The sequence below is a fragment of the Lysobacter korlensis genome (assembly GCF_042434515.1).
The window spans coordinates 766155-789052 of the sequence record NZ_JBHLTG010000001.1 but is presented as its reverse complement, the minus strand read 5'-3'; the positions used below and the strand labels follow the sequence as shown (position 1 = coordinate 789052).

Genomic DNA, 22898 nt, shown 5'->3' with positions numbered 1-22898 from the left:
CGCGGGCGGGCTCACTGTTTCGGCTGGCGGTACAGCGGCTCCAGCGCACGGAAGCGGCGGCCGTATTCGTCGGTCAGCTCACGCGCTTCCACCGGGTTGCGCACGACCTTCGGGGTCAGCAGCACGATGACCTCGTTGCGCTCGGTGCGCGAGGTCTGTCGGCCAAACAAACCGCCGAGGACCGGGATGCGCGCCAGGCCCGGCAGGCCGGACGTGCCGCGCGTAACGCCATCGCTGATCAGGCCGGCGAGCATGACCGTGTTGCCGTCGGGCACTGCGGTCTCGGTCTTCACCCGACGCGTGTCGATGCGCACATTGCGCTGGCCTGGCTCACGCGCGCCGGGCGAGCTGACCTCCTGCACGATGTCGAGGAACACCATGCCCTCGCGCGTGATACGCGGGCGCACCTTGAGGATGATGCCGGTGTCCAGGTACTGCACCTGGCTGTAGGCAATGCCGCCACCACCCGTGCCCGGGTCCACCGTCACCGATTCGATCGGGATCCGGCTGCCGACATTGAGCGTCGCCTCGGCGTTGTTGCGGACGAACACCGACGGCGTCTGCAGCACCTGCAGGTCGGTCACCTGGTCGAGCGCACTGATGACCGCGGCTGCGTCACGACCGAGGAACGTCCACGCCAGCCCGCCGATGCCGCCCGTGCTGGTCGCCGGACGGATGCTGCCGCGCAGATCGCCCCAGACGTCGCGCCCGGCGGCGCTCGGCAGGCCGGCGCCGCCATCGGCAATCGGATCGCTGACGGCGTTTTCGAAGAACCAGTTGACGCCGTATTCCAGCGCCCCGCTGAGTTGCACTTCAACGACCTGCGCCTCGATGTGCACCTGCAACGGCATTGTGTCCAGTCGCTGGATCACATCCTTGATCGACTTCCATGCCGACGGGCTTGCCCGCACGAGCAGCGTGTTCGTCTCGGCCACCGCCGACACGCCGACGCGGTCGCCATCGACCTCGAGCGTCACGCTGCCGTTGCGGTTGTCGGCATTGCCGAGCTGCAGCATGCCGGTGTTGCCGCCGGTACCAGCGGGCGCCGCGCTGTCGCTGAAACCCTCGTTGGCACCGCCCCGATCACCGAGCGTCGCGGTGGCGCCTCCTTCGCGATCCTCCAGCTCGACCGCGTCGAGCCCCGGCATCAGCGACGGTGGGGCACCGGCGTCGCCGCCCGCGTTGTACTGACCACCGCCGAACACCTCCGACAGCTGGTCCGCCAGGTCGCGCGCCTTGATGTACTTGAGCTCGTAGGAATACAGCTGCTTTTGGCCGCCTGCGCTGTCGATGCGCTCGAGCCACTGCTGGATGTCGTCGAGGTAATCGGCCTGCGAGGTGATCACCATGATCGCGTTCGCGCCTTCGAGCGGCATGAAGCGGAACATACCGGCCACCGGCGACTTGCTCTGCTCGCCGAACACGCGCTCCAGATCCGCGACCACGCGCGACGCGCGGCCTGAGGTCAGCGGGAACACCCCGACCGACATGCCCGAGAGCCAGTCGACGTCGAACGTCGCGATCGTGCGCAGGTAATTCTCGAGCTCGGCCTGGCTGCCGGCCACGCTGATGATGTTGCGGCCGTTGTCGACGTTGACGATCGCGTTCGGCCGCGCGTACGGCTCGAGGATCTTGCGCATCTCGGTCGCCGACACGTACTTGAGCGGCACGGTGCGTACTTCGAAGCCGCGTGCCGACAGCGCCGGCCCGACGCGCGGCGCGACGTTGCCGCCCAGCGCCTGATCGGAAGGCACGATGCTGTAGCGGCCCTCGCTGTAAATCAGCCGCGCGTTGTTCCAGCCCAGCACCATTTCCAGCAGCCGCATCGCATCGGCGGAGCTGACCGGCTTCGGCGTGGCAAGCGTGACGGTGCCCTGCACACTCGGTGCGATCACGTAGTTCTGCCCGAGCATGTCGCCGAGGATCGCCTTGACGACTGCATGCAGCGATTCGCCTTCAAAGTTGAACGTCGCCGCGCCGGAACTGCCGCCGCGCGGGGCCGGCCGCGGCGCGCTGGCGGCGGCGTGGTTGATGACCTGGCCAGTGCCGCGCCGGATCTGCGCCTTCGGCCCGGCATCGTCTTCCTCGAGCGGCGTCGCCGCCACGGTGCCGTCCGGCCCGACTGCGCCCGGTGCCGCCGGGGTCGCGGCCGCCCCCGGCCCGCGGTTCAGCCCGGTCACCTGCGAGGTGATGTAGGTGTCGTCGCGACGGACATGCGGCACCGGCGCGGTCGCGCACGAGGCCACCAGACTGGTGATCGCGACGGCCAGGACGGCGTTGCGCAGGACGATGCGGGACGTGGGCAATGGCTTCATTCGGGGACTCTACTTGGCCGGCGGTTGCGTCTGGGACTGCTGCTGGCGGAGCTGTTCGCGCCGCGCCTGGATGCGCTGGCGGATTGCTTCCATCTGCGCCTGGTCGGTCGACGGCGGGGGACTGGCGGGTGGGGTGGCCGGCTGCTCCGGTGCGGGCTTTGGTCCCACCATTTCGGGCGGCGTGCCTGAAGAAGGCGGCGGCTCGATGATCGGGCGCGGCGGCGGAACCGCGGCGCCGTTGGCGTCCGGCCCGCCGGCGCGGCGCGGTGTCGACGGCGCGCTCGGCGTCGGAGGCTGGCCGCCTTGGCCATTGAAGACGCGCAACTCGAGCGTGCGTTCGCCGTCGGGGCCTTCGAACACCGCGCTGCGTGGATTGAGCGTGCCCAGGCGCCAGCCGGGGTGCGACTCCGGCGCTTCGCCCACCCGCACCCGAACCGAGCTACTGCCATCCGGCGGCTGCAGGATCGCCATGCGCAGCGCCGGCGTGATCAGCACGCTGGTGAGCTGGAAGTCGAACTTCGCGGCCTCCGCTTCGCCTGCGCCGTCACCCCGAAGCGAGAACGCCTTGGGCCGGCGATCGGTCGAGAACAACGGCCTCGCGCCGATCTCGCCGTACTGCGCGAGCGGCCCAAGCCGCTCGGTGGCCGGTGCGCGCAGCGGTGGCAACGGGCGTAGCAAACCCGTGTCTTCGGGCAGCATCTCCACCCGCGTGCCCATGCCGGCCAGCGCAAGCACCCAGCTGACCACGGCCCAGCCTGCAAGCGTGGCAAGCAGCCAGGTGCGCGGCGGTGCGTCCTCAAAGCGCATTCACATCCTCCGCGGGCACGTCGGTGCTGGAGGCCGGCTTCGCGCCGGGCTGCAGGTAGCCGTAGAGGTCGAAACTCACGTCCAGCCCGCCCTCACCGCTCGGCTCACCGCCGGCGCCGAAGAAATGCCGCTGCGCGAGCACGTTGAGATTGCCGACGAACAGCCGCGGTGTGCCGCTCTCGAGCGAGTGCAGCACGGCGGCAAGTTCCGGCGTGCCGCAGCGCAGGCGCGCCTGCACGACGACTCGGCTGTAGCGCTCGCGGCTGGGATCGGCGACTGGCGACCGGTTGGTGATCGCGCAGCTGCGGTTGCCGGGGCTGGCCTGAGCGACCGCGGTTTCAAGCCGCTGCACGAGCCCGACCGTGGCCAGCTCAGCGCTGGCCTCGGGCAGGAAGCCCGGGCGGCCGCCTAGCTGCTGGCGCACCTGCGCCAGGCGTTCGCGCACGAGCGGGGCCTGACGCAGCTGCATACGCTGGCGCAGCTCGCGCTGCTGCAGGGTTTCGATCCGCGACTCGGCCTCGAGCATCGGCACGGTCCACCACGGATGCACGAGCACCGCATAGGCCACTGCCAGCGCGGCCAGCAGCAGCCCGAGCGCCAACCAGCGATCACGGTCAGCGGTTGCCACGGGCGGCCTCCGGGGTGGTCTTAGCCGCTTCGGGCGTGAGTTCGGCGGTCAACGTGAAACGGTCGCGGCCGCTGCTCGGGTCGGGCATCAGTGCGCCGGCCAGCGCCGGCGAGCGCCACAGCGGCGAGCCCTGCAGGCGACTCACCAGCGCCGCGGCCTCGTTGCTCAGGCCGATCAGGGTCAGGCGGTCGTCCTCGATGGCGATCTTTTCCAGATAGGTGCCGTCCGGCAGGCGCCGGCTGACCTCTTCGATGATCTCGACGTCGGTCGGTCGCGTTGCGCGCAGACGATCGAGGAAGGCTTGGCCTTCGAGCAGTGCGACAAGTTCGGCACGCTCGGCCGCAGCACGGCGGGCGGGCGCGGCGCGCTGTTCGATCTGGGCTTCAAGGCGGTCGGCAGCGTCACGGCGGTTGTCGAGCAACTGCCACAGCAGCGCGGCAGTGGCGAGCAGCGCGAGCGCGGCGAACGCGAGGTTCCAGACCCGCCAGGGATCGGCGGTGGTGGTGCGCAGCGCCGGCGGCAGCAGGTTGATGCCCAGCGGCACACCATCGGCCGCCGCGACATCGGCGCCGGCGAGCGTCGATGCAAGCGGGCCGAGTGCGGTCAGGTGCGGGTCCAGCGTGGTGCGCGGCACGACGACGAGTTCGGCCTCGATCTGTCCGTCGCTCTCGCGGCGGCCGAGAACGCGTGCGTCAAATGCGACCGCGTCGGCGGCAAACGGGGTCTGGCGCTCGATCTCGAACCCGACCACGTCGCGGAGCCGGTCGGCGGCCGCGGCGGGCAGCAGCAGGCGGCGGCGCAGGCCGCTGGCTGCGGGCAGCACCAGCCAGCGCGGCAGTTTGGTTGCGGCAGGCGCGAGCAGGCCAGCAAGCGGATCGGCGTTTGGCGTTCCAGTGCCGAGTGTGTCGGCAAGACCGGGCAGGTGCCCGAGGTCGCGCACCTCGCCGAGGCGCTGCAGGCGCAGGTGGACCGAGTCGCCTTCGCGCTGCAGCAACAGGCGGCCGCGATCCATGCCCAGCGCGACGCGCATGCGCATCGGCAGCCACGACAGCAGCGAGCGCGACCACCAGCCGAAGAAGCCACCGGCACCGGCCGTGAACGCAGAACCGCCGAGCCGCGCGCCGAAGCGCCCGAGCCGGTCACGGAGACGGCTGTCAGCCATGCGGTTCATCGTCCTGAAACTCCTTCCTCCCAGCGCAACGGTGTGTACGCCAGCCCCGGCGCCGAGCTGTTGCCGGCGCGCACGACGGCGCGAAGCTCCGCGCGGCGCCCATCGGGGAGGCGTGCTCGGCTCCGGATACTATACGTTCCGCTCGGGCTTCCGTTCAGCAAGGCCTCTCCAGCCACGCCCGGGGGCGGCTGCCCACTCGATGGATCCCAGCGCCTGCGCTGCTCGATCATCTGTTCACCGTCCATCCCCAGCGCTGTAAGTACCTCGGCCGAGGCAAACGCGGGTTCAGGCCGCGAGCGGCCGCTGTAGATGGTGATGTGCGGTGCAAGCGCAGCGTAGATCTCGGGCGTCATTCCCAGCACCTGCTCAAGTTCGGCGATGCTTTCGAACTCGGCATCCTTAGCGCCGTAGGGCAAGCCGGCGCCTGAGTAATCGGGATCCTCCGCACCGCCAGCGGGCTGCGTCAGCAGGTCCGGGTCGCGCCAGTCCGCGATCGCGGCAGCGAGGCGGCCGGCCTGCGCCTGTTCGACGCCGGTCGCGACCAGCAATGCCGACAGCAGGCCGATGTCGCCCTGGTTGAGGTCGACCTTGCCGTCCTCATCGATGATCGTGATTTCCAGGTCCGCGATGCCAAAGCGCCACTCGTACGGACGCCCGTCGGGACGCCACTGCCGGCGCACATCAGCCTGGGCAAGCCGGGTCAGCGCGTACTCGAGCCCTGCGCGCGCAGCGGTGCTGCCGACCACCCCGCGCACCAGCGCCTGGCCCTGCAGGTGCTCGGTACGGGCGATCAGCGCGAACCCGCCGACCAGCGCGGTGAGCAACGCGATCAGCCACAGCACGAGCAGCAGCGCGGCGCCGCGCTCGCGGATCACAGCGTCGCTCCCACGCCGTCGATCCCGACCGCGAGCGGCAGCCAGACAACCAGCGGCGGCCACGTCCGGCCCTTGGCATCGCGCAGGGTGACCTCCACCAGCAGCGGCAGCTGCTCGGGCGTGTCCCAGCGCTCCTTCCATTCGCCGAGCCGGCCCTCGGCATCGAGCGCGCGGTAGCGAAAGCGCGCCGACTCAAGATCCTCGACCAGCACCTCGGGCGGCCGTGACTCCTCCTCGACCACATTGCCGGCCTGCACCATCTGCAGGCCCAGCACGAGCCGCTGGCCGTCGCCCGCGTCCTCGATCGCGAAATCGTGCAGATAAGGGCCGCCGCGTCCGAGGTAATTGGGCAGGTCGGCCACGAACCGCATGCGATCGGGCTCGCCAATGAAGCGCTGCGGCAGTGCGCTGGCCTGGTCGAAGCCGAACGCGGCCGGGCGCGCTGCCGTCAGCCGGGCGCGCAGGAATCCCTCGACCGCGCGCAGCTGCTCGCTCTGCTCGGCCATCGTTTCACCGCGGCCGGCACTGCGCGTGGCCGCGACCAGCGTCGCGAACGCGAGCGCAAGGCCGGCGGCGAGCAGCACCGTGGCCAGCAGGATTTCGACCAGGGTGAAACCGCGCATGCGACGGGCGGGCGCGGACCTGCCCGGACGCCGGATGGAAAGTACGCGGGCAACGCGCGGCCGCGCCCTCATGGCAAGGAGGCCTCGAGACCCGCCGGCTGCAGCCGCAGCGTTCGCAGTTGCAGGCGCTCGCGCGGGCCACCTTCGCCCCATTGCACGGCGAGCCTGAGTTCGAGCAGCTGCGGCGCGGCCGGGTCCTGCGGCGCGGCCGGCATCGCCTGATCGCGCCAACGCTCGACCTCGAGCGTCCAGCGGTAGCGGCCGCCTTCGAGCTCGCCACCGCGCGTGCCCGGACGCAGCGGCTCGCCGACGCCGAGCTGGTCGATCAGTGTCTGCGCGTGCAACGCCGCGCGGCCGGCATCGCCGGACCAGCGCACTTGGCGCAGCGAGCCCGACAGCGTGCCGAGCAGCAGCGTCAGCGCGAGTGCGAGCAGCGCGAATGCGACGATTACTTCGATCAGCGTGTAGCCGCGCTGGCGTGGCGGTCGCGCCCGCCGGGACGCCATGCGGCGCTGCGTCCCGAACGCGCCTGCGTGGCCCGCAGATCCCGCAGATCCCGCAGCATCGAGCGTCGGGGGATCGCTGCCGCCAACAGCGCTGCGTGGCGCCGCGGCGAGCCGAGAGCGGATCACGCAGGGCATGCGAGTGATCAAGGCTGCACCTGCGCGCGGCGCAGGCGGACCTGGCCGGTCAGCCAGGCGACATCGACGTTCCAGCCGGCCTGTTCGCGGCTGAGCTGCACGCGGCCGCCGGTTGATGCGCCGTCGGGGAAGAACACGATCGCCCCTTCCCCGCGCGACGGCTGCACCTGGCGCGCGCCGTAGAAGCGCACGCCGAGCGCTTCCGGGATCTCGCCCTCGCGCCCGTCCGGCGCCTGCCACCGGTGCGCACCAGGGTCGATCACGAAGCGCTGAGGCTCGCCGGTCGCGATCGCATGCGTCCGGGTGAAACGCAGCTGCGCGGCGATTTCCTTCGCACTGGAACGCAGTTGCATGCCGGCGAAGCCACCGCCCAGCGCGCCTGCAGCCAGCAGGCTCATCGCGGCGATCAGCGCTACGACGAGCAGCATCTCCAGCAGAGACACGCCGCGCTGGCCGTGCATTGCGGGGCGTCGCGCGCGCATGACGACCCAGAGCGGCCGCAAGCCTGTGCCGCTCGCCGGTGCGTTCGCGTACGCGGCACCAGCGGTGAACCGGATGAGCGCGCCTGACGGTGCGCCCCGTTCAGTCCAGGGTCGCGCTGCGTCCGCTGCGGCGCCTGCAAGGTCCATCGGCGCGCGTCACTCGTACGCGATGTCGGCGTCGTAGCTGTCGCCGCCGGACTGGCCGTCCTTGCCGAGGATCACGAGGTCGAAGTCGCGCCCGTCCGCGCCCGGTGCGCGGTACTGCACCTCGTTACCCCACGGGTCCTTGAGCTCGGCCGGCTTCGCGTACGGACCGAGCCAGCCGCCCGAATCGGCCGGCTGGGCCACCAGCGCGTCGAGCGAGCCCGGCAGGTTGCCGGTGTCCATCTGGTAGGACTCGATCTTGCCCGCGAGCGTCTGCACCTGCGATTTGGCGAGATTCGCCTTCGCACGGTCCGCGCCGCCGAGCACGCGGCTGCCGACGAACGTGAGCACCGCGCCGATCAGCACGATGACGATGATGATTTCGATCAGGCTCATGCCGCGCTGCAGAGCAGGCGACGGCGAGCGTGTACGGGAACGGAGGTTTCGCATGGCGGGCATCCTGGGTTGGGGGTGGCCGTGGTGTGCGGTCAGGACCGGTGCGGAACGCGGTTGCGTTCCTGCCTGGGTTGGATCATGCATGGGAGTGTCGGTTCCCTGCCATGACTGGAACGTATGCGGTCGAGCTTGAGCGGTCATGCGGGAGCATGGCAATTGCGGCCGGTGTAGCGCCGAGTGGTGAATGCCGACGTGCAGTTGCTGCATGCCTTGGGTTGCGGACTTTCGAGATGCGCAGCGCGTGAGTGCTTCGTCCGTGCGGCCCGCAGCGCACCCGACGTTCGGCGGCGCGCGCGGCAGCGCCGCACCGGGCCCCGGGGATTCATGGCGTGCACCTGTTTCGCCCGCCCTGCCCGGTGCAGCGCACCGGGCGTTCGCGGCCGCGCGATGGTCCACCGGACCATCGCAAGCAGCGGCCGCTCACCCAATCGCATTTGTGAGGTCGTAGAGCGGGGTCAGCACGGCGAGCACGACGACGCCGACCACGCCGGCAAGCACGATCGTCACGATCGGCACCAGCGCAGCGAGCATGCGGTCGAGCGCAAGCGAGGTTTCGTGCTCGAACGTCTCGGCGGTCTTGACCAGCATCGTGTCGAGCGCGCCGGACTCCTCGCCAACCTGGATCATCTGCAGCGCCAGGCGCGGGAAGCGTTTGCCGCGTCCGAGCGCATTGGAAAGCGAGACGCCGTTCTTGACCTCGTCGGCCGCGCCCTCGACATCGGCAGCGAGCACGAGGTTGCCGAGCACGTTGCGACCGATACCGAGCGCAGTCAGCAGCGGCACCCCGTTGCGCACGAGCGTGCCGAGCGTGCGCGCCAGCCTCGCTGTTTCCACGCGCGCCACAAGGCCGCCTGCGAAGCGCTGGCGCAGCAACCAGCCATCGAATGTGAGCCGGAATGCCGGATCACGCCGCTTGCGATCGAACCACCACAGCGCGAGCGCCGGCAACGCGATCAGCACGATCCACCAGTCACGCACGAACAGCCCGACACCGAGCACGATCTGCGTGAAAAGCGGCAGTTCCGCATCGAGGCTTTCGTACATCTGCGCGAACTGCGGCACGACGTAACCGAGCAGGAACAGCAGGCTCAGGCCGACCATCACGACGAGGATCGCCGGATAGATCAGCGCATTGACCACGCGGCCCTGCAGCGCGCGGGAACGCTCGAGGTAATCGGCGAGGCGGGACAGCGTTTCCTGCAGACTGCCGCCGGCCTCGCCCGCGCGCACCATGTTGATGTACAGGCGCGAGAACGTGCCGTGCTGGCGCTCGAGCGCGACCGACAGCGATGCACCGCCGCGCACGGCATCGCGCACATCGGAAATCGCGCGCTTGGCCGCCTCGTCCTCGGGCAGCTCGAGCAGGATCGTCAGCGCGCGATCGAGCGGCTGGCCCGCACCCAGCAGGATCGCGAGCTGCTGGGTGAACTGCACGAGGCGCGGGCCGGCGAAGGGCTTGGGCTTGAACAGTCCCTTCCACACCGATACGGCGCCCATCTCGCTCGCGAGCTTGGCCTCGACCGGAAGATGGCCCTGTTCCTGCAATCGCTGCACGACGTCGGCGTTGCTGGCGGCTTCCATCTGCCCATCGAGCATTTCGCCGCGCGCGTTGAGGGCCTTGTAGTGATAGAGCGGCATGGGGCGGCTTATCCGAAACGCTGCGCGGATGCGCGCAGCGTGGCAAAAGCGATCACATGCATGCTCATGCGTCCTCGGTCACGCGCAGCACTTCCTCGATCGTCGTGAGGCCCCCCATCGCCTTGATGATGCCGTCCTCGTACATCGTGCGCATGCCGGCCTGGCGTGCGAGCTGCTCGAGTTCGCCCATGCCGGCATGACGCATCACGCCACGGCGGATCTCGTCGTTCATGACAAGGAATTCCATGATCGTGGTGCGCCCCAGGTAACCGGTCGGCGACAGCTCCGAAGGGCGCGGGTGGTACAGGTAGATCTCGCCTTCGGGCTGGTAGCGGCGCAGGTCGAACTTCTCGATTTCCTCGGGCGATGCTGGGTAGCGCTCGGCATGCAGCGGCTCGAGCCGGCGCACGAGTCGCTGCGCGAGGATGCCGTTGACCGTCGAGGTCAGCAGGTAGTCCTCGACGCCCATATCGAGCAGGCGCGTGATGCCGCCGGCGGCGTTGTTGGTGTGCAGCGTGGAGAGCACCAAATGGCCCGTCAACGCGGACTGGATCGCGATACGCGCGGTTTCCAGATCGCGCATTTCGCCGATCATGATGATGTCCGGGTCCTGACGCACGATCGAGCGCAGTGCGTGCGCGAAATCCAGGCCGATCTGCGGCTTGGCCTGGATCTGGTTGATGCCCTCGATCTGGTATTCGACCGGGTCCTCGACGGTGATGATCTTGACGTCGGAGGTGTTGAGCTTGCTCAGCGCGGTGTAGAGCGTGGTCGTCTTGCCCGAGCCGGTCGGGCCGGTCACCAGCAGGATGCCGTGCGGCTGTTCGAGCACTTTCTGGAACTGCGGCAAGAAGTTCTCGGTGAACCCGAGCCGCTGGAAATCGAACACGACGGTTTCGCGATCGAGCAGACGCATCACGACCGATTCACCATGCGAGGTCGGCATCGTGCTCACGCGCAGGTCGAGCTCCTTGCCCTGCACGCGCAGCATGATGCGGCCGTCCTGCGGCAGACGACGCTCGGCGATGTTGAGCTTGGCCATGATCTTGATGCGGCTGATCACGGCAGCGGTGAGGTTGGCCGGCGGGCTCTCGCTTTCCTGCAGCACGCCGTCGATGCGGTAGCGCACCTTCAGGCGGTTCTCGAACGGCTCGATATGGATGTCCGACGCGCGGAATTCGACAGCGCGCTGGATGATCAGGTTCACGAGCCGGATCACCGGCGCTTCGGACGCGAGGTCGCGCAGGTGTTCGACGTCGTCGAGATCACCACCGCCCTCGCCCTCGGCGGTTTCGACGATCGCGCCCATTGCGCTGCGGCCCTGGCCGTACCAGCGTTCGATGAGGTCGTCGATCTCAGAGCGCAGCGCCACATGCGGCCGCACCTCGCGCCCGGTCGCCAGACGCACGGCGTCGAGCGTGTAGGCGTCGTGCGGGTCGGCTGCGAGCACGTCGACGGTCTGCTCGGTTTCCATCAACGGGCAGACGTGGAACTGCTTCATGAACTTCTGCGTCAGCGCCACGCCTTCCGGCGGCAGCTCCGGCGCGTCTTTCACACTGACCAGCGGCAGGCCGAGCACTTCCGCCACGGTTTCTGCGTGGTCACGCTCTGACACCAGCCCCAGCCGACCCAGCAGGGCGAGCAGGTCGCCCCCGGTTTCGGTCTGCAGGCGGCGGGCGCGCACGAGGTCGGCCTCTTTGAGGCGGCCCTTCGCCAGCAACGCGTCGACGACGCGCTCTCCGGCAATGGGTTCGGCTGGGATGGCACTGGATGGGTTCGCGACTGCGTTCACGTCGTCCTCCGCGGATCTCCCGAATGTAGCAGCCCGGAGCGTAAAACCGTGTCCCACATTCCATTGCACGCGTGGATGCCGCGCCGCTTCGCCTGTGTCGCCTTGGCGGCCTCAGCGGCGCGGCGGGCGGCCAGAACGGCGTCTGGACGCGCTTTATGGCAGCCCGGCTTCGGCGTCACAGCGGGGCTTTGAGCCGAAACGCTATGGATCGGCTCGGGCTCACGGGCCGCGAACACGAGGGCGCCGGCGGAACATGCCAGCGCGTCGGGGGGCCCGCTGGCCACCGGCCGTACCTGACGACGCAATCCGCGCGCAGCGCGCGCGTTATTGCGTCACTTCGCCCTGATCCGGCTGCGCGGGTCATGCCACGCGCTGCACGCCGGCCGCATCGGCTGGGCGCAGCACTGCGCCGGTCAGTCGACCCAGCGCCGTGCGTTGCGGAAGATCCGCATCCACGGCGACTCGTCCGGCCAACCGGCCGGGGCCCAGCTGAAGTTCGCGGTGCGCAGCGTGCGCTCGGGATGCGGCATCAGGATCGTGACGCGTCCGTCGTCGGTGCACAGGCCCGCCACCGAGTTGTGGGTGCCGTTCGGATTCAGCGGATACTGCGTTGCCGGCGCGCCGTGGCCGTCGATGTAGCGCAGCGACACGATTGCCGCCGATGCATCGGTCTCGCTGTCGAACGCCGCGCGGCCTTCGCCGTGCGACACCACGACCGGGATGCGCGAGCCTTCCATGCCGGCGAGGAACAGCGACGGGGACGTTGCGACTTCGAGCAGGCTCAGGCGCGCTTCGAACTGCTCGCTGCGGTTGCGCAGGAACTGCGGCCAGTGGGCCGCGCCCGGGATGATCGGCTTGAGCTGGCTCAACATCTGGCAGCCGTTGCAGACGCCGAGCGCGAACGTGTCGGTGCGGGTGAAGAACGCTTCGAACGTCTCGCGCAGCGCATTGCGCTCGAGGATCGACGTCGCCCAGCCGCGCCCGGCACCCAGCACGTCGCCGTAGCTGAAGCCACCGCAGGCCGCGAAGCCCTTGAAGTCGGCGAGGTCGAAGCGGCCCGAAATCAGGTCGCTCATGTGCACGTCGACGGCCTCGAAACCGGCCTGGTCGAAACCGAAGCCCATTTCGATCTGACTGTTGACGCCCTGCTCGCGCAGGATCGCGATCTTTGGCCGCGCACCGGCATTCAAATACGCCGCCGCGACGTTCTCGGTCGCATTGAACGTGAGCTTCGGCTTCAGGCCCGGCGCATTGAAGTCACGCGCGATCGCGCGTTCGGAATCGGCGCAGTCGGGGTTGTCGCGCAGCTTCTGCATCGCATGGCTGGTCGCCCACCATGCGTCGAACAGCACGTCCCAGCGCCACTCGGCCAGCACTTCGTCACCGGCCCGCACGCGCACGGTCGGCGCGGTGGTCGGCTTGGCGATGCGCTGCGCGCAGTCGATCAGGCCATGGCGCGCGACGAGGTCGGCGAACTCGGCACGGTCTTCGATCGCGACCTGCACGATCGCGCCGAGCTCCTCGTTGAACAGCGTGCGGAACGGGTCTTCGCCCCAGCCATCGAGGTTGATGTCCAGGCCGAGGCGCGAGCAGAACGCCATTTCGCACAGCGCCGCGAACGCGCCGCCGTCGGAGCGGTCGTGGTAGGCGTGCAGCAGGCCGGATTCGCGGGCGTCGCGGATCAGGTCGAAGAAATCACGCAGGCGCTGCGGATCGTCGAGATCGGGCGTACCGGTGTCGTTGCGGTCGCTGACCGCGGCGAACGCCGGCAAGGTGGCGGCGCTGCTGGAAACTCGCGCGTCGGGGTGGCACTGCGCGAGCACCGACCCGCCGAGGCGCTGCTTACCTGCGCCGAGCCCGATCAGCCATAGCTCGGTACCGTCCTCGCGCGAGAGCAGCGGCGTGAGCTGCGTGCGCACATCGCGCACTGGTGCGAACGCGGTGACGATCAGCGATACCGGCGAGACCGACTTGTGGGCCTCGCCTTCGCGCGACCACTGCGCCTGCATCGACAGCGAATCCTTGCCGACCGGAATGCTGAGGTCGACTTCCGGGCACATCTCCAGGCCGATCGCGCGCACGGCTTCGAACAGCTTCGCGTCCTCGCCCGGATGCGATGCGGCCGCCATCCAGTTCGCCGACAGCTTGATGCGGTCGAGTGAATCGACCGGCGCGGCGCACAGGTTCGTGATCGCCTCGCCGACCGCCATGCGCGCCGCAGCGCCGGCATCGAGCAACGCCAGCGGCGTGCGCTCGCCGACCGCCATCGCCTCGCCGGCATGGCCGTCGAAGCCCGCCAGCGTGATCGCGCAATCCGCCACCGGCACCTGCCATGGACCGACCATCTGGTCGCGCGCGGTCAGACCGCCGACGCTGCGATCGCCGATCGTGATCAGGAAGCTCTTCGAGGCCACCGTCGGATGCGACAGCACGCGCAGCGCGGCGTCGCTCAGGTCCAGCCCATGCCACTGCAGCATCGGCCACGGCGCGGGCGGCGGGGTCTTCGCATCACGGTGCATCTTCGGCGGCTTGCCGAACAGCACGTCCATCGGCAGGTCGATCGCATACGGCTCGCGGGCTTCATCGGACGCGGCCTCGCCATAGACGGCCTCGACCGTCGCGCCGTAGCCGACCACCAGCCGCTCCTGCGCGGTCGCGTAACCGACCACGGCAAACGGGCAGCGCTCGCGTTCGCAGATCGTGCGGAACTCGTCGAGCCGCGCGGGCGGTACGCCGAGCACGTACCGCTCCTGCGACTCGTTGCACCACAGCTGCATCGGCGACAGCGAAGGATCGTCGCTGGGCACCTGATTGAGGTCGATCACACCGCCGAGGCCGGAATCGTGCAGCAGCTCCGGCACCGCGTTCGACAGGCCGCCCGCGCCGACGTCGTGCGCGGTCGCGATCGGGTTTTGTTCACCGCGCGCCACGCAGGCGTCGATGACTTCCTGGCAGCGCCGCTCCATCTCGGGGTTGTCGCGCTGCACGCTCGCGAAATCGAGCGCTTCATGGCTTTCGCCGGATGCGACCGAGCTGGCTGCGCCGCCGCCGAGGCCGATCAGCATCGCCGGGCCGCCGAGCACGACGACCGCGTCGCCCGGCTGCATGCCGAGCTTGCGCACCTGCACGCGGTCGATCGCGCCCAGGCCGCCGGCGAGCATGATCGGCTTGTCGTACGCCCGCGTCAGCGTCGCGCCGTCGCTGCTCTCGTCAAGCTCGAAGCTGCGGAAGTAGCCGACCAGGTTCGGGCGGCCGAACTCGTTGTTGAACGCGGCCGCGCCGATCGGCCCGTCGAGCATGATCTCGAATGCCGATGCCATGCGCGGGTTGAGCGCACGCGCGTGTTCCCACGGCTGCGGCAGCGTCGGGATGCGCAGGTGCGAGACCGAGAAACCGGCCAGGCCCGCCTTCGGCTTGCCGCCACGGCCGGTGGCGCCCTCGTCGCGGATCTCGCCACCGGCGCCCGTGGACGCGCCAGGAAACGGCGAAATCGCGGTCGGGTGGTTGTGGGTCTCGACTTTGATGCAGAACGCCGAGTCGGTCTCGGCCTCGCTGCGATAGGTGTGCGTCGCCGGGTCCGGGCGGAAGCGGCGGCTTGCGTAGCCTTCGACGACCGCCGCGTTGTCGCTGTAGGCCGACAGCGTGTGCTGCGGCGTCTGCGCATGCGTGTGCTTGATCATGCGGAACAGCGAGTGCTGCTGCTCGCGTCCGTCGATCGTCCACGACGCATTGAAGATCTTGTGGCGGCAGTGCTCGGAGTTCGCCTGCGCGAACATCATCAGCTCGACGTCCGACGGCTGCCGGCCCAGCGCGGTATAGCGCTCGCGCAGGTAGGCGATCTCGTCGTCGGCCAGTGCCAGGCCCAGGCGCGTGTTCGCGATCTCCAGCTCATCCAGCGCAATGCGCTCGAGCTCGCCGCGCACCGGCGTGGTAAACAGCGCGATCGCATCCTCGCGTGCCTCGAGCAGCGACTGCGTCATCGGGTCGTGCAGGAGTTTCGCGAGCTGGCCCTGCGTCGCTGCGTCACCCGGCCAGCCGGACAGGTCGTAGCGGGTGCCTCGCTCGACGCGGTGCACCGGCAGGCCGGCGCCGCGCAGCAGCTCGGTCGCTTTGCTCGCCCACGGCGACAGCGTGCCGAGCCGGGGCGTCACATACCGCGACACCACGCCTTCCGCGCGGCCGGCCGCATCGAAACCGCCTTGCAGGATGCGCGCGAGCGCATCGCGGTCGGGTTCGGCGCCGGTTTCGGGATCGACCCAGTAGACATGCCAGGCGCCGAGCACGCGCACGTCGGCATGGAGGGACTGGAGGCGGGCTTGCAGGCGTTCGCGGCGGAACGCGGACAGGGCGGAGGCGCCCTCGAGGACGATCATGTCCGGTGAACCGTGGTCGACGGGCCGGCCATTGTAGCGGAGCGCCGCGGCGGGCTTGGTTACGACACGGTGCCCGCCGGGCGCGGCGTCCTCATGCCGAAGCCCGCAGGCACGTCACCGCCCGCGGCGAGCGCATGCCGGGCCGGGCTGACGCCGGCCGGCAAGCGCCCGGAGGCAAGGCGGCTCAGATGGTCGGCGCTGCCTTGCGCTCGGCGGCGAGCTTGTCGAGCGCTTCGCGCAGCTGCGCCGGCGGCACGTAGCCGCCGAGCTGGGTGCCGTCCTCCGAAAGGATCATCGGCGTGCCGGTCAGGCCGACGCGCTGGCCGATGTCGTATTGCATGTCGACGGTGGTCTTGCAGGTCTTCGGCGGCACCGAACCGTTGCTCTTGGCCTTGGTCAGCGCCTGGCGGCGGTCGGCTGCGCACCAGACCGAGACCATCGTCTTGTAGTCCTCGCTGCCGATGCCCATGCGCGGGAACGCGAGGTATTCGACCGCGATGCCCTGCCGGTTGTACTCGGCGATCTCGGCGTGCAACCGCTGGCAGTAGCCGCAGGCGACGTCGGTGAACACAGTGACCGTATGCACCGGATTCGGCGGCGCGAACACGATGCGCTCCCCTTCGGGAATCTTCTTCAGCAGATCCTGTCGCATCGACGCCAGCGCGTCCTCGCTGAGGTTGCGCTTGGCGGTAGCGTCGAACAGCGCGCCGTTCGGACCCGGCACGAACACATAGCGCCCATCGTCGCTGACGTAGACGACCTGCCCGCCGACGATGGCCTGCCGGAACCCCGGCAGTGGCGCGCTGTCGATGCGGTCGATCTGCACCTGCGGATTCAGCCGGCGGATCGCTTCGATCGCGCGCGCGTCCGGCGTGCCCGCCTCGGCCGCCGGCGCCTGCGCCGCTGGGCCGGCAGCCTGTGCCGCGGGGCGCTCGGGCGTCTTCGTACTGTCAGGGGCCTGCGCGCATGCGGAAAGACTGATCGCGCCGAGCGCGGCGAGGAGGATGCGCTTCATCGAAAGTCCTGTCTGGCACGCGACCGTCTCGCGCGGCGGGCCGATTGTGGCATGGGCGAACCGTGGGCCCGTCAATGCGGGGAGCGGCCGGGACTGCGGGTGTTGGGGGGGTTCAGTAATGGTGGGGCTGGGGGATGGTGTGGCCTTGGGGTGGCGAGGTCGGGGGACGTCGGGGCCGGACACCGGACCTCGGTGGTTCGCGGCATGCGGGTTCTTCGCCCGTCCTGCCCGGTGCAGCGCACCGGGCGTTCGCGAGGGCTGCGCGGCAGTGCCGCGCGAACAGCCCTCGCTCACCCCCTCGGGTGGTGTTTCGCGTGCAGGCGCTTGAGCTGCTCGCGTGCGACGAAGGTGTAGATCTGCGTGGTCGACAACGAACTATGGCCGAGCAGCATCTGCAGCGCGCGAAGGTCGGCGCCGCGGTTGAGCAAATGAGTGGCGAAGCTGTGGCGCAGGCCGTGTGGGCTGATCCGTGCCGGGTCAATTCCAGCGAGCACCGCGTAGCGTTTGACCAGCCCCCAGAACTGCTGCCGCGTCAGTGCTTCGCCGCGGACGCCGAGAAACAGCGGCGCCAACGCGCGGCCGGCCGCGAGCGCGGGGCGTGCTTCGGCCAGGTAGCGCTCGAGCCAGTGCTGGGCCTCTTCGCCCAGTGGGACCAGGCGCTCCTTGCTGCCCTTGCCGGTCACGCGCAGCACGCCCTGGCGCAGGTTGACCGCCGTTGCCGGCAGGTCGACGAGTTCGCTTACGCGCAGCCCCGACGCGTACATCAGTTCGAACATCGCGCGGTCGCGCAGACCCAGTGTGGCCTGTACATCGGGCGCGGCAAGCAGCGCATCGACCTCGCTTTCGGATAGCGCCTTCGGCAGTGATCGCGGCAGCCCGGGCGGTTCGAGCAGTGCGGTCGGGTCGTCGGCGCGCTCGCCGTGGCGCACGCAGGCGCCGAAGTACGCGCGCAGCGCCGAGAGCAGCCGCGCGTTGCTGCGCGGCGAATACCCCTCGCGCGTGCGCCACGCGAGGTAGTCGAAGAGCGCCGCGCGGTCGGCCCCGGCCAGCCCGCCGTCGCGGCCACCGCGCCACCGCGCGAAACCCTGCAGATCGCGGCGATAGCTGTCGAGACTTGCACGCGCCAGGCCCTGCTCGGCCCAGAGTCCATCGAGAAAACGGTCGATCGCCCGGGCATCGGCATCCGGCAGCGCAGGCAGCGCCATCGCCTGCTGGCGCCGGTCGGCGGCGGTACGGCGGCGGGCAGTCGGACCGGTCATCGCCCGAGCTTAGCGACTATGCTTTTGTGATGGCAGCGAACCCGATCACCGAACCTCCCGCTCCCCTGATCGGCTGGCGCCTGCTGGCACTGTTCTACGACCTGTGGCCTGTCGCTGCGGTCTGGATGGCAATCGCGGCGGCATTCCTGGTCGCGCACGGCAACCGCCCGCTTGCGGCGTTCAGCGCACTGCAGTGGCTGCTGTGGATCGCGTGCTGGGCGGCGACCGGCGCGTATGCGGTCATCAGCTGGCGTCGGGGCGGCCAGACGCTCGGCATGCGGCCCTGGCGCATCCGGGTGGTCGGCCGTGACGGCCAAGCCGCGGCGCTGCCGGCGCTACTCGTGCGGTTCGGTGCCGGCACGCTGTCACTGCTGCTCGCAGGTGCGGGGTTCTGGTGGGCATGGATCGATCGCGATCGGCTTACGTGGCACGACCGTGCGAGCGGGACGCGGATGATTCGCGAGCCGAAGCGGGCCGGCTGAGCGGCGGGGCTCCTTTTTTAGAAGCAGCGCGCGACACTGAACCTGGATGGTTCACCGCATGCGGGTGATTCGCCCGTCTTGCCCGGCGCAGCGCGCCGAGCGTTCGGCAGCGCGCGCGGCACCGGACTTCGGTGATTCACCACATGCGGGTGCTTCGCTCGTCCGGCCCTGCGCGTGACGCCGGGCGCTCGCGTACGCGCGATCGTCCACTGGACGATCGCAAGCAGCGTCCGCTCTCCCTGCCCGGCGCAGCGCGCCGGGCGTTCGGCAGCGCGCGCGGCAGTGCCGCGCAAGCGGCGCTGCCTCACCCACTCCGCTTTCGGAACAGGGCGGCAGAGACGGCGAGCATGATCAACGTCGGCAGCAGGTAGGCGATGCGGAAGTCGAACTTGAACACGCCCGCGAGCCGCACGAACTGCGTCTGCAGTAGCCAGAAGCCGAGCGCGAATACGATGCCGACGAACAGGCGCTTGCCGAGCCCACCGCTACGCAGCGTGCCGAATGCGAACGGCACCGCCGCCAGGCACAGCGCGAGCACGTTGAGTGCGTAGAACCAGCGGCCCCAGTAGTGCTCTTCGAATTCGCTCGCGTCGAGCGCGTTGCGCTTGCGGTACTCGATCGCGCGGCGCAGCTCACCGGCGGCGAGGTAGCGCGGCTTGTCGGTGCCCGCGGTCAATGCCGCGGCGTCCAGCTGCGAGGCCCACTGCTCCTGCGCGACCTGCGTGCGCGACACCGAATCGGCCTGGAACGTCGTGCGGGTGACATCCTTGAGCAGCCAGTTGCCAGGGCGGTGTTCGGCAACCTTTGCCACCGCCATCGACTCCAGCCTGCCGTCCTCGGCGAATTCGTACAGACGCACATCGCTGAGTTCGAGCCAGCGATCGGTGCCGTTGTCGCGCTCCTGCCCGCCCTGCGCATTGAGGATGACGTCACCCTCGCGTGCCCAGATGCCCGAGTACTGGGCGACGATCATGTTGTCCGACTTCGCCGACGCCTCCAGCGCATCGGCGTTGCGCTGCGCCCAGGGCGCGAGCGTCTCGCCGTTGATCACCATAAGCACGGTCAGCACGCCGATCGCGCCCGCCATCGCAAGGCCAACGCGCCGGCGCGAGACGCCTACCGCGCGCAGCGCGGTCAGCTCGGAACTCGCCGCGAGCTGACCCAGTCCCATCAGCGCGCCGATCACGGCCGCATACGGAAAGAGGTAATGCGCGCGTCGCGGTATGGTCAGTGCGATGTTCGCCATCGCCTGCACGATGCCGTAGCGGCCCTTGCCGACGTCCTTGAATTCGCCCAGGAAGCTCAGCACCACGTCCAGCCCGAGCAGCACGCCCCACACCAGCAGCACGGTGCCGAGCACGGCCTTGCCGACGTAGACGTCGTGGATCCGCGGCAGCAGCCTCATGCGCGGGCCACCTTCGGTGCACGCGAGCGGCGCAACCGGCCGTCACCGAAATACAGCCACAGCGCGAACGCGAGCAGCGGCACGACCAGCCACCACAGCCCGAGCGCGGACGGGGTCTTGCCGTCCTCGATCCAGCGCGTGCCCATCAGCATCAGGTTGGTCGCCACCAGGTATGCGAGAAAGCCCATCAGCACGCGTCCGTAGCGCGCCTGCCGCGGCGTGCTGCGTGCAAGCGGCACCGCCATCAGCGCGAACGCGAGCGCAAGTAGCGGCGGGGCGATGCGGCGATGAAGCTGCGCCTGGGCCTCCGGACGCGGATCGTCGAGCAGCGCCGGCGTGGTCATCAGCTCCGGATCAGTGGGATCGAAGCGCGACTCGCCGGCCGGCAGCTGCACTTCATTGCGCCGGTAGCGCATCAGGCGGAAATCCAGGCCTCCGTCGACCGGGCCTTCGACCTCGAAGCCGTTGATCAGCTGCAGGTAGCGGCGGCCGCTGTCGTCGACCTGCAGCTCGCCCTCGTTCGAGGTGACCACGTCGATCCGATCGCCACGCTGGCGGTAGATGAAGACGCGGTCGAAGCGGCTGCCATCGGCCGACATGCCGCCGACGAACGCGACGCCACCGTTGGACAGCGAAGTGAAGCGGCCGGGTTCTAGCCCGGAGGCAAGCATGTTGCGGTTCGCCTCGCTGATCATGCGCTTGGATACGGCCTCGGCCCATGGCCCAAGCCAGAGCGAGCTGGCCGCGACCAGCGCGATGACCGGCACCACGACCCACAGCAGCGGCCGCAGCAGCCGCGCCGGGCCGGCACCGATCGAAGCGATCACCGGCATCTCCGAATCGCGGTACAGACGGCCAACCGCAAGCATCAGCCCGATCATCAGTGCCAGCGGCAGGATGATCGGAAGCCAGTTCAGCAGCACGAGCCCGAGCTGCGAGAACATCATCCCGGCCGGGACGCGCCCGCGGGTGATGTCGGCCAGCACGTCGGTAAACACCCCGCCCAGCGAAACGACCAGCAGCACCACCAGCGCAGCGAAGGTGGACTGGGCGAACTCGCTCAGCAGGTAACGGTCAAGCTTGGGCATCAGCGGGGGCTGCTTTAGACTCGGGCGGTTCACGGTAGCGTCAACCGGCGTTGCGAACGCCGCGGGCCCGACGACGGCAGTCATGCCGGGGGCCGCGGGCAAGCGCCGGATTGTACGGAAATCCCCGATTGGGGACCCCCGCCCCCTTCTCTTGCCCGGAATCTGCTGGATGTCCCTCGAATTCGACCTGAACCGCGACGCCCCCCATGCTGTCGAAGCCGACTGCATCGTCGTCGGTGCGTTTTCCGACCAGTCGCTGACGCCTGCAGGCACGGCGCTCGACGAAGCCAGCGGCGGCCGCCTGCGTGCGCTGCTCACCCGCGGCGATGTCAGTGGCAAGGCCGGCAAGACCGCACTCGTGCACGATCTGCCGAACGTCCGCAGCCCGCGTGTGCTGGTGGTCGGCCTTGGCGAGACGTCCAAGTTCGGCGTGCCGCAGTACCTGAAGGCCGTCGGCGACGCGGCACGTGCGCTGAAGACCGGCCCGGTCACGCATGCACTGCTGACGCTGCCGGAAGTCGGCGTCGCCGGCCGCGATGCGGCCTGGGCGATCCGTCAGGCGGCCATCGCCTGCGATCACGCCTGCTACCGCTACACCGCGACGCTCGGCGAGCAGTCGCGCAACAAGATCGAACCGGGCCTGCGGCGCGTGAGCCTCAGCGGCTCGGACACCGCAGCGCTTGCGCAGGGCACGGCGATCGCCGCGGGCGTGAAGTTCGCCCGCGAGCTCGGCAACCTGCCGCCGAACATCTGCAACCCGGGCTACCTTGCGCAGCAGGCGCAGGAGTTCGCGGCGCGCTTCGACACCACCGAATGCGAAGTGCTCGATCGCGACCAGATGCAGGCGCTCGGCATGGGCTCGCTGCTCGCGGTCGCGCGCGGCTCGGCCAATCCGCCGCGGCTCATCGTGCTCAAGTACCGTGGCGCCGGCGATGCCAAGCCCTACGTGCTGGTCGGCAAGGGCATCACATTCGACAGCGGCGGCGTCAACCTCAAGACGCAGGGCGGCGTCGAGGAGATGAAGTACGACATGTGCGGTGCCGCGAACGTCATGGGCACGTTCGTCGCGGCGGTCGGCATGCGCCTGCCGATCAACCTGACCGTGATCGTGCCCGCCGTGGAAAACATGCTCGACGCCGATGCCTATCGCCCGTCCGACGTGCTCACCAGCATGTCCGGCAAGACGATCGAGGTCGGCAACACCGACGCCGAGGGCCGCCTGATCCTCTGCGATGCGCTGACCTATGCGCAGCGTTTCGAGCCGTCGGCAATCGTCGACGTGGCGACGCTGACCGGCGCATGCATGGTCGCGCTCGGCCGCTTCGCGGCGGGCCTGATGACCAAGCACGATGACCTGGCGAACGAGCTGCTGCAGGCCGGCGAGCACGTGTTCGACCGCGCGTGGCGCCTGCCGCTGTGGGACGAGTACCAGACCCAGCTCGAGTCCACGTTCGCCGACGTCTACAACATCGGCGGCCGCTGGGGCGGCGCAATCACGGCCGGCTGCTTTCTGGCGCGCTTCGCCGAAGGCCAGCGCTGGGCGCACCTGGACATCGCGGGCGTTGCCAACGACGAAGGCAAGCGCGGCATGGCCACCGGCCGTCCGGTCGGCCTGCTGTCGCAGTGGCTGATCGATCGCGCTGGCGCGTGACGCCCGATGCGGGCGCGACGGTGATCCTGCCGTCGTCGCCCGCCCATCCGCCC

18 protein-coding genes are annotated in these 22898 nt (G+C 69.6%); 2 read left to right on the top strand and 16 right to left on the bottom strand.

Annotated elements, in window-relative coordinates; genetic code table 11:
- Positions 1-11: 11 nt before the first annotated feature.
- The 14 genes from gspD to xerD all read right to left on the bottom strand — a co-directional run bounded on the left by gspD (position 12) and on the right by xerD (position 18219).
- Positions 12-2315, bottom strand: a complete 2304-nt coding sequence (gspD, locus tag ACFFGH_RS03515) for a type II secretion system secretin GspD (protein WP_386664855.1) — start codon at positions 2313-2315, stop codon at positions 12-14.
- 9 nt (positions 2316-2324) lie between these two features.
- Positions 2325-3122 (bottom strand): type II secretion system protein, XpsN-like, encoded by a 798-nt coding sequence (locus ACFFGH_RS03510; protein ID WP_386664853.1) that lies wholly within the window; start codon positions 3120-3122, stop codon positions 2325-2327.
- The gene (gene gspM, locus ACFFGH_RS03505) at positions 3112-3750 is read right to left on the bottom strand and encodes a type II secretion system protein GspM (protein WP_386664851.1); all 639 of its coding nucleotides are present in this window, start codon (positions 3748-3750) and stop codon (positions 3112-3114) included. Before gspM ends, ACFFGH_RS03510 begins: the two co-directional genes overlap by 11 nt.
- Positions 3737-4912 (bottom strand): PilN domain-containing protein, encoded by a 1176-nt coding sequence (locus ACFFGH_RS03500; RefSeq protein WP_386664849.1) that lies wholly within the window; start codon positions 4910-4912, stop codon positions 3737-3739. The genes gspM and ACFFGH_RS03500 overlap by 14 nt, the downstream gene beginning before the upstream one ends.
- Before the next feature lie 5 nt (positions 4913-4917).
- Entirely contained in the window at positions 4918-5796 is an 879-nt protein-coding gene (locus ACFFGH_RS03495) for a type II secretion system minor pseudopilin (protein ID WP_386664847.1), read from the bottom strand.
- Entirely contained in the window at positions 5793-6419 is a 627-nt protein-coding gene (locus tag ACFFGH_RS03490) for a type II secretion system protein GspJ (protein WP_386664845.1), read from the bottom strand. Before ACFFGH_RS03490 ends, ACFFGH_RS03495 begins: the two co-directional genes overlap by 4 nt.
- Positions 6420-6487: 68 nt before the next feature.
- A complete protein-coding gene (xpsI, locus tag ACFFGH_RS03485) occupies positions 6488-6925 on the bottom strand; it encodes a type II secretion system protein XpsI (RefSeq protein ID WP_386664843.1) in 438 nt (145 codons plus the stop codon).
- A gap of 143 nt (positions 6926-7068) precedes the next feature.
- Positions 7069-7542, bottom strand: a complete 474-nt coding sequence (gene xpsH, locus ACFFGH_RS03480; protein WP_386664841.1) for a type II secretion system protein XpsH — start codon at positions 7540-7542, stop codon at positions 7069-7071.
- Positions 7543-7698: 156 nt separating this feature from the next.
- On the bottom strand, positions 7699-8136 hold the full coding sequence (gspG, locus tag ACFFGH_RS03475; RefSeq protein WP_386664839.1) for a type II secretion system major pseudopilin GspG: 438 nt from the start codon (positions 8134-8136) through the stop codon (positions 7699-7701).
- 426 nt (positions 8137-8562) lie between these two features.
- Entirely contained in the window at positions 8563-9780 is a 1218-nt protein-coding gene (gene xpsF / locus ACFFGH_RS03470) for a type II secretion system protein XpsF (protein WP_386664837.1), read from the bottom strand.
- 64 nt (positions 9781-9844) lie between these two features.
- Entirely contained in the window at positions 9845-11542 is a 1698-nt protein-coding gene (gspE, locus tag ACFFGH_RS03465; RefSeq protein ID WP_386667325.1) for a type II secretion system ATPase GspE, read from the bottom strand.
- Positions 11543-11985: 443 nt separating this feature from the next.
- Positions 11986-15945 (bottom strand): phosphoribosylformylglycinamidine synthase, encoded by a 3960-nt coding sequence (purL, locus tag ACFFGH_RS03460; RefSeq protein WP_386664835.1) that lies wholly within the window; start codon positions 15943-15945, stop codon positions 11986-11988.
- A gap of 184 nt (positions 15946-16129) precedes the next feature.
- On the bottom strand, positions 16130-16960 hold the full coding sequence (locus ACFFGH_RS03455) for a DsbC family protein (protein ID WP_386667323.1): 831 nt from the start codon (positions 16958-16960) through the stop codon (positions 16130-16132).
- A gap of 290 nt (positions 16961-17250) precedes the next feature.
- A complete protein-coding gene (gene xerD / locus ACFFGH_RS03450; RefSeq protein WP_386664833.1) occupies positions 17251-18219 on the bottom strand; it encodes a site-specific tyrosine recombinase XerD in 969 nt (322 codons plus the stop codon).
- 29 nt (positions 18220-18248) lie between these two features.
- Between xerD and ACFFGH_RS03445 the strand changes: the two genes are divergently transcribed.
- Positions 18249-18701, top strand: coding sequence for an RDD family protein (locus ACFFGH_RS03445; RefSeq protein ID WP_386664831.1), 453 nt, complete (start codon positions 18249-18251; stop codon positions 18699-18701).
- Positions 18702-19005: 304 nt separating this feature from the next.
- On the opposite strand, the gene lptG is transcribed toward ACFFGH_RS03445, so the two are convergent.
- On the bottom strand, positions 19006-20106 hold the full coding sequence (gene lptG / locus ACFFGH_RS03440) for an LPS export ABC transporter permease LptG (RefSeq protein WP_386664829.1): 1101 nt from the start codon (positions 20104-20106) through the stop codon (positions 19006-19008).
- On the bottom strand, positions 20103-21194 hold the full coding sequence (gene lptF / locus ACFFGH_RS03435; RefSeq protein ID WP_386664827.1) for an LPS export ABC transporter permease LptF: 1092 nt from the start codon (positions 21192-21194) through the stop codon (positions 20103-20105). Before lptF ends, lptG begins: the two co-directional genes overlap by 4 nt.
- Positions 21195-21363: 169 nt before the next feature.
- On the opposite strand from lptF, the gene ACFFGH_RS03430 reads away from it, so the two are divergent.
- A complete protein-coding gene (locus ACFFGH_RS03430; protein ID WP_386667322.1) occupies positions 21364-22845 on the top strand; it encodes a leucyl aminopeptidase in 1482 nt (493 codons plus the stop codon).
- The last annotated feature ends 53 nt before the right edge of the window (positions 22846-22898 follow it).

Excerpts from the sequence above, each read along its gene's own strand:
- gspD (WP_386664855.1), bottom strand. The coding sequence starts at position 2,315 with ATGAAGCCATTGCCCACGTCCCGCATCGTCCTGCGCAACGCCGTCCTG.
- ACFFGH_RS03510 (WP_386664853.1), bottom strand. The coding sequence starts at position 3,122 with ATGCGCTTTGAGGACGCACCGCCGCGCACCTGGCTGCTTGCCACGCTT.
- ACFFGH_RS03500 (WP_386664849.1), bottom strand. The coding sequence starts at position 4,912 with ATGGCTGACAGCCGTCTCCGTGACCGGCTCGGGCGCTTCGGCGCGCGG.
- ACFFGH_RS03490 (WP_386664845.1), bottom strand. The coding sequence starts at position 6,419 with ATGCGCGGTTTCACCCTGGTCGAAATCCTGCTGGCCACGGTGCTGCTC.
- xpsI (WP_386664843.1), bottom strand. The coding sequence starts at position 6,925 with ATGGCGTCCCGGCGGGCGCGACCGCCACGCCAGCGCGGCTACACGCTG.
- xpsH (WP_386664841.1), bottom strand. The coding sequence starts at position 7,542 with ATGCGCGCGCGACGCCCCGCAATGCACGGCCAGCGCGGCGTGTCTCTG.
- gspG (WP_386664839.1), bottom strand. The coding sequence starts at position 8,136 with ATGCGAAACCTCCGTTCCCGTACACGCTCGCCGTCGCCTGCTCTGCAG.
- xpsF (WP_386664837.1), bottom strand. The coding sequence starts at position 9,780 with ATGCCGCTCTATCACTACAAGGCCCTCAACGCGCGCGGCGAAATGCTC.
- purL (WP_386664835.1), bottom strand. The coding sequence starts at position 15,945 with ATGATCGTCCTCGAGGGCGCCTCCGCCCTGTCCGCGTTCCGCCGCGAA.
- ACFFGH_RS03455 (WP_386667323.1), bottom strand. The coding sequence starts at position 16,960 with ATGAAGCGCATCCTCCTCGCCGCGCTCGGCGCGATCAGTCTTTCCGCA.
- xerD (WP_386664833.1), bottom strand. The coding sequence starts at position 18,219 with ATGACCGGTCCGACTGCCCGCCGCCGTACCGCCGCCGACCGGCGCCAG.
- ACFFGH_RS03445 (WP_386664831.1), top strand. The coding sequence starts at position 18,249 with ATGGCAGCGAACCCGATCACCGAACCTCCCGCTCCCCTGATCGGCTGG.
- lptG (WP_386664829.1), bottom strand. The coding sequence starts at position 20,106 with ATGAGGCTGCTGCCGCGGATCCACGACGTCTACGTCGGCAAGGCCGTG.
- lptF (WP_386664827.1), bottom strand. The coding sequence starts at position 21,194 with ATGCCCAAGCTTGACCGTTACCTGCTGAGCGAGTTCGCCCAGTCCACC.
- ACFFGH_RS03430 (WP_386667322.1), top strand. The coding sequence starts at position 21,364 with ATGTCCCTCGAATTCGACCTGAACCGCGACGCCCCCCATGCTGTCGAA.